12 protein-coding genes are annotated in these 12,944 nt (G+C 36.2%); 7 read left to right on the top strand and 5 right to left on the bottom strand.

Annotation, left to right across the window (positions count from 1 at the left end):
- Window positions 1-128: 128 nt before the first annotated feature.
- Window positions 129-692, top strand: a complete 564-nt coding sequence (locus B3D94_RS02930; protein ID WP_291754498.1) for a DUF5366 family protein — start codon at window positions 129-131, stop codon at window positions 690-692.
- A gap of 453 nt (window positions 693-1,145) precedes the next feature.
- Here B3D94_RS02930 and B3D94_RS02925 read toward each other — a convergent pair whose 3' ends face one another.
- Window positions 1,146-2,996, bottom strand: coding sequence for a transglycosylase domain-containing protein (locus tag B3D94_RS02925; RefSeq protein WP_069482445.1), 1,851 nt, complete (start codon window positions 2,994-2,996; stop codon window positions 1,146-1,148).
- Window positions 2,997-3,233: 237 nt separating this feature from the next.
- On the opposite strand from B3D94_RS02925, the gene B3D94_RS02920 reads away from it, so the two are divergent.
- Together B3D94_RS02920 and B3D94_RS02915 are read left to right on the top strand one after the other, a co-directional pair.
- Complete coding sequence (locus B3D94_RS02920) at window positions 3,234-3,821, top strand: peptidylprolyl isomerase (RefSeq protein WP_069482444.1); 588 nt, start codon at window positions 3,234-3,236, stop codon at window positions 3,819-3,821.
- Between the two features lie 22 nt (window positions 3,822-3,843).
- Window positions 3,844-4,056, top strand: a complete 213-nt coding sequence (locus B3D94_RS02915) for a hypothetical protein (protein WP_069482443.1) — start codon at window positions 3,844-3,846, stop codon at window positions 4,054-4,056.
- Window positions 4,057-4,096: 40 nt separating this feature from the next.
- Here B3D94_RS02915 and B3D94_RS02910 read toward each other — a convergent pair whose 3' ends face one another.
- Together B3D94_RS02910 and B3D94_RS02905 are read right to left on the bottom strand one after the other, a co-directional pair.
- Complete coding sequence (locus tag B3D94_RS02910) at window positions 4,097-5,518, bottom strand: hypothetical protein (RefSeq protein WP_069482442.1); 1,422 nt, start codon at window positions 5,516-5,518, stop codon at window positions 4,097-4,099.
- A 111-nt stretch (window positions 5,519-5,629) separates the two neighbouring features.
- Complete coding sequence (locus tag B3D94_RS02905) at window positions 5,630-6,805, bottom strand: MalY/PatB family protein (RefSeq protein ID WP_291754492.1); 1,176 nt, start codon at window positions 6,803-6,805, stop codon at window positions 5,630-5,632.
- A 72-nt stretch (window positions 6,806-6,877) separates the two neighbouring features.
- Between B3D94_RS02905 and B3D94_RS02900 the strand changes: the two genes are divergently transcribed.
- On the top strand, window positions 6,878-7,138 hold the full coding sequence (locus B3D94_RS02900) for a DUF1871 family protein (protein WP_083244733.1): 261 nt from the start codon (window positions 6,878-6,880) through the stop codon (window positions 7,136-7,138).
- A gap of 84 nt (window positions 7,139-7,222) precedes the next feature.
- Here B3D94_RS02900 and B3D94_RS02895 read toward each other — a convergent pair whose 3' ends face one another.
- Entirely contained in the window at window positions 7,223-8,563 is a 1,341-nt protein-coding gene (locus tag B3D94_RS02895; protein ID WP_291754488.1) for a sodium-dependent transporter, read from the bottom strand.
- A gap of 222 nt (window positions 8,564-8,785) precedes the next feature.
- Between B3D94_RS02895 and B3D94_RS02890 the strand changes: the two genes are divergently transcribed.
- The 3 genes from B3D94_RS02890 to yugI all read left to right on the top strand — a co-directional run bounded on the left by B3D94_RS02890 (window position 8,786) and on the right by yugI (window position 11,426).
- Complete coding sequence (locus tag B3D94_RS02890; protein WP_069482439.1) at window positions 8,786-9,334, top strand: RNA polymerase sigma factor; 549 nt, start codon at window positions 8,786-8,788, stop codon at window positions 9,332-9,334.
- Window positions 9,327-10,964: a hypothetical protein gene (locus tag B3D94_RS02885; protein WP_291754486.1), complete on the top strand. Its 1,638-nt coding sequence runs from the start codon at window positions 9,327-9,329 to the stop codon at window positions 10,962-10,964. The genes B3D94_RS02890 and B3D94_RS02885 overlap by 8 nt, the downstream gene beginning before the upstream one ends.
- A gap of 84 nt (window positions 10,965-11,048) precedes the next feature.
- Window positions 11,049-11,426 carry a S1 domain-containing post-transcriptional regulator GSP13 gene (gene yugI, locus B3D94_RS02880; protein ID WP_008178152.1) on the top strand — a complete coding sequence of 126 codons (378 nt, stop codon included), beginning with the start codon at window positions 11,049-11,051 and terminating at the stop codon, window positions 11,424-11,426.
- A 43-nt stretch (window positions 11,427-11,469) separates the two neighbouring features.
- Here yugI and B3D94_RS02875 read toward each other — a convergent pair whose 3' ends face one another.
- The gene (locus B3D94_RS02875; RefSeq protein ID WP_069482437.1) at window positions 11,470-12,777 is read right to left on the bottom strand and encodes a sigma 54-interacting transcriptional regulator; all 1,308 of its coding nucleotides are present in this window, start codon (window positions 12,775-12,777) and stop codon (window positions 11,470-11,472) included.
- Between the last annotated feature and the right edge of the window lie 167 nt (window positions 12,778-12,944).

Below are 12,944 nucleotides of genomic sequence, written 5' to 3'. Positions count from 1 at the left end.
AAATCAATTATAACGTACTTTAATTGGGAATGCATACGTACTATTGGGATTTAGCTTGCGGTAGTGGAAGAATTTTCGTTATATTATAAATAGGAAGTTATCAATAAAAATAGAGGAAAAAATTTTTTATGAAGAATCCATATATCTACGGTTATTTACCATTAATTACAATTTTATTGTTTAGTTTGACATTTGGTATGTATGCAGTTGGAGAATCTTTACAGATTTTTCGAGCGATCGGTGTATATTCAGGAATGCGAGAATTTTTATCTGATGTTGAATTACGTGTATTTTTACTCATAGTGTTTGCAGTTGTTTTTTTTATGCTATTTTCAGCACTCAAACTAGTAGGAGAAACCATCCATGAGTTAGGAATGCTCTTTTTTTCAAAAGACAACGATGGAGCAACTGTTAGCCAAGCGCGAGACGGCTATATTATTTTGTTTATTGGTGCCATGTGTTCAGCATTTGCCATCCAATTTATTTATGTGTTAATAGGAATTTTTGTCCTAACTGTTTTTACATATTTCATTTATCTTATTTACAAAATGAGTCATTTCATGTCAATGGGCGGCACAATCGGCCTATTAATCTTTGAACTTTTTATGTGGACGATTCTATTAACATTCATCGTTTATGTTGTATTGAAACTATATAATGGTATTTTAGCAAGTCTTCCATTTGCCCACTAAATTCATACTGTAGGCAAAAAAACCATCGAGAGGCTCAAACTCGATGGTTTTTGTTATGTTCAAGTTACTATTTGGTGAATGACTACATGTTGTTCGAGCATAGGCAACTTCTTATTTTACCTGTCACGTCCAAGCTTTCCATTAATGGCAACAATGAAGTGCTTTATGTAGAAGTTGTTTAGAACGAAGGGCGGTGACTTCAGCGGGAAAAGCGGGAAAGTCGAGATTCTGGACTGAGCGGATGTTTTCTGGCGAAAGTGAAGCGGCAGCAACAAAGCAAAGGAAGCAGCTCCACCCCACCCGTAGTGGAAATCAATGGCTTACTTTATTCGAATGTAAATGAAAAAAGACTATAGGCAAACTCTCAACTTTTTCGAGTTTGTCTACAGTCTGAAGGGAGTAGACCATCTCTTTCTGCTCCCTTTTGCGATCATTACATCCAAACCACTAATCTTACTCAAGTAAAACATTAAATAATTGATGATGAATTTTGTATTCTTCTAATTTTTGCATGGATTGAGGCTTATCATATCCAATCCATACGGCAGCTGTATAGGTATCATTAAGTCCGGCAAGCCAATAGTCTCGATAGTCATTCGTTGTCCCTGTTTTGGCACCAACATAGCTGCTATTACTGTAGACTCCCTGTCCCGTACCGTTCGCCACAACATCGGCAAGTAGCTCACGCATGTATTTTACTGTTTTAGGAGACCAAATTTGATCACGCTGTGTTTCCCAACTATAGAGTTCAGTTCCATCTAAAGCTGTAACTTTACGAATGCTATGGGCTAGAACATAAGATCCATCAATAAAGCTTGTATAGGCATCTGCTAGCTCTAATGCTGTTACACCGTAAGTAAGCCCGCCCAAGGAAGCAGCATAATTATGATCCTTTTCTACAATGGAGCGGAAATGGAAACGATCTAAATATTGAAATGCTGTATCAACGCCAACTGTCTGGAACAGTCGCAGTGCCGATGTATTGTAGCTATGTCGAAACGCAGTGCGCAGCGACACATCACCGTACTTATAGCCCCCATAGTTTTGAGGGCAGAAGGATCCAACACAATAACTACCACCATTTACAATTGAATCAGGTGTATGTGTTGTTGTTTCAAAAAAAGGAGCATAGACAGCCAGTGGCTTAAAGGCGGAACCTGGCTGACGTGTTCCTTGAAATGCGCGATGATAATCAAACTTTTCATAGTTTTTTCCTGCATATAAACTAACGATTTCTCTGGATTGGTTTTGAATAACAGCACCTGCTGCTTGCAATGAACCGGCACCCAAGGTAGCGGTCATTTGTTGCTCATCATGCTGCTGTTTTTGTGGATTCAATGCAGTGTTAATTATGAGTCCATTTTGAAATAATGTATCAAGTCGATTGTCTAATTGTGTCTTAATTTTTTTCTTTTCTTCCTCATTTTCTGTATTGTTAAGTCGATCCGAATAGCCTTCTTTTTCTGCAACTAACCATTTTAATTCTTGAAGAACGTAAGTGCCATACATAGGATAGCTTTGTATTTTATCCTTAATACGCAATGTAATAGGTTCTGCCTTATAAGCCGTTGCATCTTCCTTTGTAATGCTACCTTTCAAGGCAAGTGTATCTAATAAGCGTTCTTGACGTGCTTTAGTTTGATCAAAGTTTTTTAAAGGGTTATAAAGGGAGGGGTTGTTGGGAATCGCTGCAATAAAAGCAATTTCAGCTATTGATAATTGCTGAAGTGGCTTTTGAAAATAATAAGTTGCGGCTCCACCAATTCCGTAAACTTGATTGCTAAAATAGGATTCGTTAAGATACATCGTTAAAATTGCTTCTTTATCGAACTCTTTTTCTAATTCATAAGCATAAAAAAGTTCGGTTAATTTTCGTTCATATGTTTTTTCATCAGATAAATAACGCATTCGAACAAGCTGCTGTGTAATCGTACTGCCACCCTGTGAGCTAGTACTCGTATTTGAATTGGCGACTACTGCACGCATAATAGCACTTAAATCAAAGCCGATGTGTTCGTAAAAGTCGGCATCCTCACTTGCAATGAATATTTCCTGGGCAATTTGTGGAATTTCTTGTAATGTTAGTGGCTGCCGCCATTCGACATATTCCTCACTAAATGTTTGCCCATTTTGGTCCTTAAGTGTTACAGGAAGCTGAGGTTGTACTTCAGGTAAATGAATAGCCTGTGTAATTTGTTCCTCATGTGCTTGTGCGGTATTGATTTCTGTTCGTATGTTTGTGCTAATCCACCATAGAACAGGTAAGGAAAGAAGTATAATAAAAAAACCAAAAGCCTTTTTCATGTGTGCCTCCACTCTTTCTATGAATCCTTCAACAGAATAACATATTTTGGATTGATTCCAAATACTCGGTCAGACCTATTTCCTTTATTTTGAGAAAGGAAGTTAAAAGTGCATAAATCGTCAATACTTTGATGAAGAAAACCAATCGGAAGTATGTTAGACTAAAATGAGGTCAAGAAGGATGAATTGTCATCTTTTTCATTGAAACTGAAAATTATCATTAAAGGAGAGACTTCCATGTTTCCACAATTAACAACAGACGTACAAGCAGGCGAAGTGCTTGTAGAAATGAACACAACATTAGGGGCAGTTAAAATTAAATTGTTCCCGGAGTTTGCACCAAAAACTGTTGAAAACTTTTTGGGTCATGCTAAATCAGGTTATTATAACGGCATCATTTTCCACCGAGTTATTCAAGACTTTATGGTTCAAGGTGGGGACCCTACTGGAACAGGTATGGGCGGTGAGTCAATTTGGGGTGATTCTTTTGAAGATGAATTCTCAGATAAATTGTTTAACCTACGCGGTGCGCTATCAATGGCAAATGCCGGTCCAAACACAAATGGTTCTCAATTCTTTATCGTTCAGATGAAACATCTTCCAAGCGATATGCTTCGTCAATTGCAAGGAGCAGGCTTCCCAGAGGAAATTATTGAAGCTTATGCAAAAAATGGCGGTACACCTTGGTTAGACCATAAACATACTGTATTCGGTCATGTTGTAGAAGGAATGGATATTGTGGATAAAATTGCGGATGTAGAAAAAGATCCCCGTGATAAACCATTAGAAGATGTGAAAATTGAGTCAATTACAGTCTTTGAATAATAATTATAAGGACGTGTAGAGCATGGAAAACTTAATGTATCAATTTTTATATTTCCCTGAAGATAAATCAGGATATATTCCAGCAGCATTTGAATTTTTAATCATGCTTATTTTATGTGTAATCGTGTTTACGCTTTTCCGTAAAATTTCTAAGAAACAGGAAATTAAGTCAAAGGAAATTGAAGCACGTATACTAGCAGAAAAGAAAAGTACAAACAACCAACAAAATATTTAATTAAAAAGAATCTGCCTCTAATGGAGACAGATTCTTTTATTTAAATTTTTCTTTTAGAACGACGAACTATGTTTTGTAGAGTTTTGAAGGCATTGAAGCAAACGAGTACAATGGATAGGCCAATCCCGCTCATGGCTGTAATAAAAGCAACCCATTCGAACGGCGTATAGCTCCAAACACTATCTAGATCACTACTGTCCTTCCATTCTTCAATGACTAAATTCATTCCGTAAATACCGGATATAACCGTAAATACAGTTAAAATAAATAATAAATTATTACTTCGATTATCAGACTGATCTTCTTGTGTTCGATACAAGCTGTTCAATGTCGCTTTTGTTTCTACATAATGTTCATTGATACGGAAATGCTTTCGTAGCATTTGAGAAATTTCCCTACCTTCAGTTCGAACAACAACTTCTTCGAAATAATATCGTGCAGAAAACTTTGTGATTAGTTCGATTAATTCATTGACAATTTGTTTATCCTTTCCCCACTTTATTTCACTGTATTCATAGGAAAGCTTTAAGAGCATCATTTTATAAAAATAATGAATGAACAAATTATAATAGTGAGTCCCCATAAACTCTTGAATGCTATGTGAACAATGTTTAAATGCCTTATTTGTAAGTGTCATTTGCGCCTGCGCTGAGGAGATAATATAACTATTGGGTGCCCAGCGTGTATGGGCGTGTTCCTGCACATAGTTTGAAATATACTTAGGATTTGTACTTGAAATAAAGGGTTTGCCATCAGGTGTTCTTCCATCTACTTGCCCTAATCGAAAAAGATGCTCAGGTAAAAGTTCTGCTTGTTCATCACAAATTAAATAGGCTGAGGAAAACATTCGTTCATCTTCAAAAAAGGGTAATCCTTCATAGCTATGGTCTTGGTGATGCTGTAAAAAAGGCTTTAAGAAGGGGATAAAATAGTTAAATAATAGTTCACTCGTAGAATCACATTGACCGAACGAGAAATGGTGACTTGCGCCCTTTTCCTCTCGCAGTTTTGCCTCCAGCACCCTAAAGTAATGAATGAAATTTAAAATATCGCTAATGTCATAAGGGTTGTCTATGCTTGTTCGTACAGTGACGATGCCATTGCCGAAAGGGCATAGCGTTACATCGATACTCATAAGCTCATAGTTTATACAATTTTCTTGATGGTGTAAGGCTCCTTGTGTATAAAATGCTTTTGAGAAACGAAGAAAGTCTGGGCTATCCATTTTGTTTGGAAATAATTTGTCTTCAAGAAAGGGATAAAAAAACTGGGCAAGTTCTTCATGGATGATTGTTATGTCTCCATAAAAGGCTTTTTCAAGAGTAGCATTGTTCAATTCAAAAAAAGAAAACTCTTCTTCTAAAAGGATATTACCAATCTTTTGCCGATCTTTTGTTTGGTAGGCGAAAGGAAATAAGAATGTCATATAGGCACGCTGAATTTTTAAAGGAACTAAGTCCATTGAAAACACCCCTTTTTCCATCCGATTGATAAGAAACTTTTCCACATATTAAGGATTTTAAACATATAAAAAGAAGGAATCCTAAATAGTCGGGATTCCTTCTCTTGTTTTTTATTGTTTAAACGCTTTTTTAAAGCGTTCTACGCCGTCTTGTACTGTTTCAAATGAACAAGCTACATTCATACGTAAGAAGCCTCGACCCTCTTCTCCGTATTTTGTCCCTGGCTCTAATGCCAGTTTACCAATTTCTAATAGTCGATTCATAATATCTTTTTCTTCAAGCTTAAGCTCTCTATAATCAATCCATATTAAATAAGTGGATTGTGGTTTAATGATGCGAATGCCTTGAATCTGCTCTAACTCCTCTTTAACATAATCCATATTTGCTGAAATATACGGCAGCAATTCATCTAACCAAGGGGAGCCTTCCGTATATGCAGCTTGCAATGCTACAGAGGCAAAAGTATTTAATGAGCCTTGTCCACTTGCCATATTCACGGCTTCAAGCTGTAGACGTTTTTTCTTATCTGGCACAATCATATAAGAAACCTGAATACCTGCTAAATTAAATGTTTTAGTAGGAGCCATACACGTTATAATACGATTGATTTCATCGCCTGCTACTTTGGCAATAGGAATATGTTTTTCTCCATTTATCATTAAATCAGCATGAATCTCATCTGAAATAATAAGGACATCGTATTGAGCACAGAGTCGTACAATTTCCTTTAAAGTAGCTTCATCCCATACATAACCGCCAGGATTGTGAGGATTACATAATATGTAGGCTTTCACATTTTGAGCTAATGCCTGTTCAAAAGCTTTATAATCAATGATAAATTTACCATCATTTTTTTCAACTAGTTGGCAGCTTATTACTTCGCGCCCATTGCTTTTTGGGATGTTAAAAAATGGTGGGTAAACAGGTGTAGATATAAGGACTTTATCTCCTGGATTAGTAAAGGCTACAATGCTATTTGCTAAGGCAGCAACAACACCATTACAGAATACGATGGAATCCTTGTCAATGTGCCAATCATGACGAGTATTTTGCCAGTCCACGATTGACTGTATCGCTTCCTCGCTAATAAAGCTATAACCAAAAATAGTGCGTTCAGCATGTTCCTGCAATGCTTTTGAAACGGCCGTTGGAGCAGCAAAATCCATATCAGCTACCCACATTGGCAGAATATCGGACGCATCGTTTAGTCCATAAACCATTTTCATTGCGTCCCATTTTACGGAGTTTGTACAACGTCGTTTGATAGTTTGATCAAAAATAGACAAGCAAATCACTCTTTTCTTTTTTATTTACTATGGTATCATACGATTATGATCAAAGGATAATAGGTGAGTATTTTGGAAAATGTAAAAATGAATCAAGCAGCTGTCCATCTGCTAGAGGAGTGGGATCCATTCCACTTAGGTCCAGACCATTATGATACGGAAACAGCAGATGTTGTAGCGGCATTGCAAGGAATCGATGATCCATCGACGCTTGCAAAAGTAATTCAAGAAACATATGAGCATTCGTTTGAGCAATGGATTCCTTTTGAAGATTGTGTATCCATCTCTTACAAACTGATTGCTATTAAATTTGAAGCAAAATGTATTATTTAAAATATTTTGCATATTTCCTATAAAAAAAGGGGTTGTCCTACGACAACCTCTTTTTTGCATTGTAATAATAGAGGTTCTATATGCTTATTTAAATATTGGTAAGATGCCCTGAATGAAAATAATTAATATAGCAATTGGGGACACATAACGAATTAACATGTACCAAATTGTAAACGTCCAATTAGATGCGGCTAGCTCTTTACGAGAAATATCTTTTGTATAATAATAACCTGCAAAAATTGATATTAGCAGAGCGCCAATAGGCATTCCGATATTGTTGGTCATAAAATCAACAAAATCAAAAATAGAACGGTCTAACATCTTCACATCTGATAGTATACCAAATGACAATGCACTAGGAATACCAACAATAAAGATAATGATGCCACCAATCCAGGCAATTTTTTTTCGTTTTTCTGGTTTATCTCCAATCGCAATTGCCACGACAATTTCTAACATAGAAATGGAAGATGTAACTGTGGCGAATAATAATAAAATAAAGAAAATGGTTAAGAATAGACCACCGAGAGGCAGTTGTTCGAAGACAGCCGGCAAAATAATGAATACAAGGCCAGGTCCTTGATCAGGCGTATAGCCAAGTGCGAATACTGCTGGGAAAATAACAAGGCCAGCAAGTAAAGAGATGATAATGTTCATGGATGCAACATTGATTGCTGAGTTACCAATCTTCTCTGTTTTTGATAGATATGAAGCATAGGTAATCATCACAGCAATACCAACACTTAATGAGAAAAATGCTTGTCCTAATGCCATTAAAAATGTTTCTGCATTCAAGTAAGACCAATCAGGCACAAACATAAATTTAATGCCTTCCATTGCACCATCCAATGTTAAAGAGCGTATGACTAATATAATGAAGAAAATAAATAGGAGCGGCATCATCCATGTGCTGGCTTTCTCAATGCCACCCTTAATGCCAGCTGACACAATGACTACTGTCAATAACATAAATAGCCCTTGCACAAGCACGGCTTCAAATGGACTCGAAATTATATGGCCAAATAAATCTGCGTAGTTGATGTTAGAACCTGCATTCGTTAGCTTAAACGTAAAGGCACGACCCAAATAGCTTAAAATCCACCCACCTACAACACTATAGAAAGATAAGATAAGGCCAGCAATGACCATACCACCCCAACCAATTAAATACCATGGCTTTCCTGGCGCTTGTTCTTTAAAGGATGTGACAGCATCCTTTTGTCCACGACGACCAATCATAAATTCTGCAATGAGTACTGGTAAGCCGATAAAGAATGTACATAAAATGAATAATAAAATAAAGACACTACCACCATTCGTACCAGCCATATAAGGGAATTTCCAAATGGCTCCTAGCCCTATAGCACTTCCGGCGGCAGCTAAAATAAACCCAATTTTAGTTGTAAATTGATCTCTCGATGACACAAAAATAAAGCCTCCTTGTACTAAAGTTTTATTTTACCGCAATATTTCCATAACACAAGCAAATATCTGAATATTGATTGGGGGGATTTCTACATTAAGAGCCAATTTATATAGCGTGTGGTGGAGTTTTAGTAAGGTTCCTCCTTTTAGAGTAAATAACATCCTTATTATGTAACAATTAGGGAGGTTCTGTCGTTCCATAAACAAAAGGAGGAGATTGCTTTGGAGGAGGCTGAATTAATAGCGAGGGCACAGCAAGGAGACAAAGAAGCTTATATCGATCTTATTCGAATTCATCAACAAACAGTTGAAAAGTTTGCCTTTCAGTGTGGCGTACATAGCAATGATTTAGCAGATGTTTCACAGGAGGTATTTGTTAAACTGTATCGCTTTTTACATCAATTTAAACAGGATCGATTTACAACGTGGCTTTATAAAATTACATTGAATGCTACACGTGATTATTATCGTAAGGAACAGAGAGAACTGGCAAAAGAGGACAAGCTTAATGCGCAAAGGCAAACTATTTTCCTCTCTGCTGAAGACGATGTTCTATTATTTGAAGAAGATAAACTCTTACACAATGCTATTCAAGCCCTAGATGAAAAATATAGGTACCCTATCGTACTGTATTATTTTCACGAGTTAAAATATGAAGAAATCGCAGAGGTTTTAAATATTTCATTATCAACGGTTAAGGTACGGTTATTACGTGCAAAAGAAAAGTTGAAGGCAGCATTAATGCAAGAGGGGAGTGTAGAAAATGGATGATAAACAATTTAATCAACGTATGGCACTACTGAAAAAATCCTATGAGCGAATGGAATCAGAGCTAGATCCACAACAAGTTATTCAGCAAATTGAAAATGAAGATGCCATAAGGGAATCTCATGAAATCAATAATACGGTTCCAAAATCTTCAACAAAATGGCAAAAGCATGCTGTTTGGATTGCTAGCATCGCCAGTGTGTTATTAGTTGGAATTCTAATGTCGTCATATATGTTCCATCCGTCAACATCCGTGCATTCAGATGAAGAAAAGATAGAAAGTAGCTATGAAGAATGGTTCTTGAGTTTACAAAAAAAGTATCTAGAAAAGCGCGAAAAAACACGTCAGGAGCTCAATATACCTGAGCAAGATTTTAGGAAACTATCGTTTATTGGAACAGCTGATAATAGATACAATGATAAAGCTAGAAATAAAAAATTAGTTGTTAATAGAATGATGGATAATCCAAAATATTTAGTGGAACTGGAGCAAGAAATACTAGATAATTTGCAAACACCTCGGGAGCTGATAGAGCAACTCAGCACATTTGAAAACTCTATGTCATACGAAGAATCTAGATATTTCTTTAGCAATTATTTCTACTCAACGAAAGATGTTCTGCAATATTATACAAATCAGCTTTCTCCGTATACGAGTGTACTAGCACAAAAAGAGAAAAATTACCCTAAAGAACTAAATCAATTAATCGCTACGGCTAAAAAACAGTATTTTGAGTTATCTAATGATGGGAATAACTTTAGCTTTAGAGCAAATCCTATTTTTCAGAAAAATTCACCAGCATATGCTGAACGTCTTCACTCTGATATATTAGGTCTTTTTAAATATTTGGCTACTGGCTCTTTATTGGAAGGTGAGAATTTACGGTTTTCTGCAGAAGAAACTGTTCGAATTTTAAAATTATACGAAAGAACTTTAATAATGGACCTATCAATAGCAGGACTTGATTTCCTATTACGGGATTTAAAGAAAGAATTCGAAAATACGTGGCTTGTACTTCTAAAAGGTACTGAAGACATGAGTAGATATTCGCCCGAACATATCGAGTTTTTAACTGCATCTGCAAATGGAAAGTATGGAGAATCGATGCGCTTGACCGCTCAATTTATAGTTGAAGAATATAACGCAAATAAACAATCAAAAACATTAGACATACTTACAACAAAGGATATCTGGTTGGAGTTGTTAAATTTACGAGACAAAGTTTATATAGAAACAGAAGATGGCTCAGCAGGTTTACGTATTGATTTCCGATGGATTTACCAAACGGAAGCACTATACAATTCCTATATAACAAGCAAAGATTATACCATCCTAGATTCATTAAATCCAATGAACGTCGTTAGCCTATTCTTATATGCACACGGAAAAGGTGATCAAGAAACAGCTAAACAGTTATTGTCTCAAGAAGTAGATTTGAGTAAAATGGTTCAATTTGAGGGTATGGAACATTTTACAATTCTTTATGCAACAGATGCTTCTCAAACAACCATTAAAGCGGGTGTTAAGCCAGAATCAGTTCAACTGATTGGTCAGCATTTAACCTTCCAGTTAGGTACAGCGACTACAGGAAAAGGTGAAAAACGTTGCATCATTACAGCCATTTCTGAGTAAGGAGATTTTTTGCCCCGATTTTACACGTATGTTATAATTTAACCGATATATACGTAGCAAACCAAAAGAAAGTGGGCAAAGGTTATGGTAAAAAAATATGAATTAGGAGACGTGTTGACCGGAAAAGTTACAGGTATTCAACCATACGGTGCATTTGTTGCATTAGATGACAATACGCAAGGCCTTGTGCATATTTCGGAAATAACATACGGCTTTGTAAAGGACGTTAGTGAATTTTTAGCTGTTGGGCAAGAAGTAGAGGTCAAGATACTTGAAATCGATGAAGAGGCCGAAAAAATTAGTTTATCGATGAGAGCGCTACAGGAACGCCCGGCAACAGTAAGAAAAAAAGAAGCACCACCACGAAAATCATTGCAAGACCGTGTAGATGAATCGGATGCGAATGGTTTTAATTCCTTAAAAGATAAATTACAGGACTGGATTGAACAATCTGGACAATAAAAAACGAGGATACTTTCAGAGTGAAGGTATCCTCGTTTTTATGTTATTGCTTTTTTATTTTTCGGATTCGGTATTGAAGGTTTTGTCTACTCATTCCAAGTGCATTCGCTGCTTTTGTAATATTGCCCTCATATAAATTTAAGACATTTTGCACATAATATGATTCGGCTTCGCGCAAATAAGCATCTAATGGCATGACATCATGATTTTGATGGAACATAAAGAATTCTGGTTCACGATTGTTGGTATCTTGCTGCTGTACCTTAAAGCGAAAATGCAGCGGCAATAAATCAGAGGTTACGGTAGATTCTATCGTCATAAATGAAACAATTTCATCCAATAGTAACTCGAGTTCCTTTAAATTTCCAGGCCAATCATATTGTAAGAATAATTCCTGTACATCTGGCGCTAGTTCTGTAACCTGTGAAGCAAATCGTTCTCGATGACGGCTAAAATAATCATCCACAAATGGAAGAATATCTTCTTTTCGATCAGTTAAATGGGGAATAGTAATAGCCATCGTTGCAAAGAAATAATAAAGGGATTTGGACAGCTTTTTTTCAGCAATTAATGTAATCGGGTCGCTACCTACACTACCAATTAACATATACTTGGACTGCGGTAGGGATTGAAGTATATCTAATAATTGTTCTTGAATGTCTAAGCTCAAAAAATCAATGCGCTCAAAGAAAAAGGTATAGTCTTTATCTTCTTCTAAAAGCTGATTTAATTTATCAAGCACCGATTGAGCGGAACGACGACTAACGAGAGTCATAAAGGCTTCAGGATCTGGTGAAGCGGCGTGGTGAATACCTTCAGCCACTAAATCCTTGCCTGTCCCAGATTCCCCAATTAATAATACTGGTAATTTTACAGCCGCTGCTTTTTTAGCATTTTCGATGACCTGCTTCATGGCTTCAGATTCAGCTTTTATCATGTCGAACGTCAAAGGCTCATCATAACGACGAAGGGGTTGATAAACAAGTTTTTCTAATGATGTAATATCACGCGCAAATTCTATTGCCCCAATCAGTTTTCCTTCTACAATAAGTGGAAAAGTATCATTAATGGTTGTAATTTCATGGCCATTTTTATTCCAATAGGATTGTTTGACATTAATTTCTTTCTTTCCTGTTTGTAATACACGCATTAATGTACTTTCGTGCTGACGGAAGGAAAACATTTCAATAATCGAACGATCCGCAAGTTCATCAAAATGGAATCCTTCAATTTCTTTCATTTTTGTATTATAAATAATCGTCTTGCCGGATAGGTCTACTGCATGAATACCAACGGATACATTTGTTGCAATAAACTCATAAAAAGGTAGTAAAGGTTCAGAATTTTTCATAAAAAAGTGCACCTCAAAAATTTTTTACTTGAAATATGCAACGAAATTTTGCATTATAATAAGTGTAAGAATATTTTATACGCAAAGATATTTTGCGTCAATGTTTTTTGCATACCCAAATATATCTCACAAGGGAGGATTAAGTATGATTCCATACAAACACGAAC

This window comes from Lysinibacillus sp. UBA5990 (genome assembly GCF_002429815.1).
Classification (GTDB): Bacteria; Bacillota; Bacilli; order Bacillales_A; family Planococcaceae; genus Lysinibacillus; species Lysinibacillus fusiformis.
Note: the sequence above shows the minus strand (reverse complement) of the source record. Positions and strands in the feature narration are given on the sequence as shown.